Consider the following 1,411-nt stretch of genomic DNA (forward strand, 5'->3'; position numbering starts at 1 on the left):
GGGGAAAGAACCCCCACCGATGAGTTGAGACCCCCCGCACGGTCACCCCTGCATGGCTGATACCGGCGTGAATCTCATCCGCATCGCGGGCCCCCTGCGGGCAGGGGATGTCCCGCACCTGTGCGAGCAGGTGGCGGCGGCGAGACACGGCCCCGGCGAGGACGTCATCTGTGACGTCACCGCCGTCACCACCGCCGACCTGACCACCGTCGACGCCATCGCCCGGCTGCAGCTCGCCGCCCGCAGGGCGGGAGGCCGGATCAGGCTCCGCAACCCCGCCCCCGCCCTCCTTGCCCTGCTCGGCCTCGTCGGGCTCGTCGAACTACTGGGCCTGGTCGTCGAGATGGAGGGGCATGCCGAACAGCGGGAACCACCGGGGCGTGTCCAGGAAGCAGTGGAATCCGGCGATACGGCCCCCTGAGATCTCGATGACCTGGATCGCCCAGGGCGCGAAACCGCCGTTCTCCGGGTCGGGCTTGTAGTGCGCGAAGCCCGGCGTGCCGTTCACCCGCACCGGGAAGAGGCGGCTGTTGGCGCACGACGCGCCCATCGTGGACATGAAGCCCGTGATGTCCGCGGTGCCCCGCAGCCACAGGTCGAACGGCGGCATCGTCATGATGGCGTCCTCGGCGAGCAGCGCCGTGAGCGCCGCCATGTCATAGCCCTCGAAGGCGGCGACATAGCGGTCGAGGAGCTTCTGCTGCTCCTCGTCGAGCGGGTCGGAGACGGCGGTGTCGTCCTCCGGCCGCTCGGCGAGCGTGGCCCGCGCCCGCTGCAACGCGCTGTTGACCGAGGCGACGGAGGTGTCGATCAGCTCGGCGACCTCGCTGGCCTTCCAGGCGAGGACCTCCCGCAGGATCAGCACGGCCCGCTGCTTCGGGGGCAGGTTCTGCAGAGCGGCGACGAACGCCAGGCGCACCGACTCCTTGGCGACGGCCGCCTCGGCGGGGTCGTGCGGGCTCGGCAGCACCCGGGCGTCCGGCATGGGCTCCAGCCAGGTGTTGTCCGGGCGGGGGGTGAGCGCCGCCTGGGCCAGCGGGGCGGCGGCCGTCAGGTCCATGGGACGGGCGCGGCGATTGCCCGCGTTCAGCATGTCCAGGCAGACGTTCGTCGCGATGCGGTACAGCCAGGAGCGGACGCTGGAGCGGCCCTCGAACTTCTCGAAGCCGCGCCAGGCACGCACCATCGTGTCCTGCACGGCGTCCTCGGCCTCGAAGGCCGAGCCCAGCATCCGATAGCAGTACCCGGTCAGCTCGACCCGGTACTTCTCCAGCGTGACGTCCAGATCGGTCGTCGTCCCTGCGATGTCGCTCATCCCAACCCCACCCCTGCGGCTCCATCCGGTCGGCCCGGCAAGAGGCCTATTCGGGAAGTTACCGCAACCCACTGACAACGGCCTCCGGAGTCGAAG

The 1,411-nt window shown here is 70.6% G+C and carries 2 protein-coding genes; one reads left to right on the top strand and one right to left on the bottom strand.

Features of this window, described 5'->3' with window-relative positions; genetic code table 11:
• Nucleotides 1–52 precede the first annotated feature (52 nt).
• Nucleotides 53–421, top strand: a complete 369-nt coding sequence (locus tag AB8Z36_RS39430; protein WP_369218173.1) for an STAS domain-containing protein — start codon at nt 53–55, stop codon at nt 419–421.
• Here the strand turns inward: AB8Z36_RS39430 and AB8Z36_RS39435 are convergent.
• Nucleotides 323–1,315 carry a sigma-70 family RNA polymerase sigma factor gene (locus AB8Z36_RS39435; RefSeq protein ID WP_369218174.1) on the bottom strand — a complete coding sequence of 331 codons (993 nt, stop codon included), beginning with the start codon at nt 1,313–1,315 and terminating at the stop codon, nt 323–325. The genes AB8Z36_RS39430 and AB8Z36_RS39435 overlap by 99 nt on opposite strands.
• Between the last annotated feature and the right edge of the window lie 96 nt (nt 1,316–1,411).

It is taken from the genome of Streptomyces flavofungini (assembly GCF_041028215.1).
Lineage (GTDB): Bacteria > Actinomycetota > Actinomycetes > Streptomycetales > Streptomycetaceae > Streptomyces > Streptomyces flavofungini_B.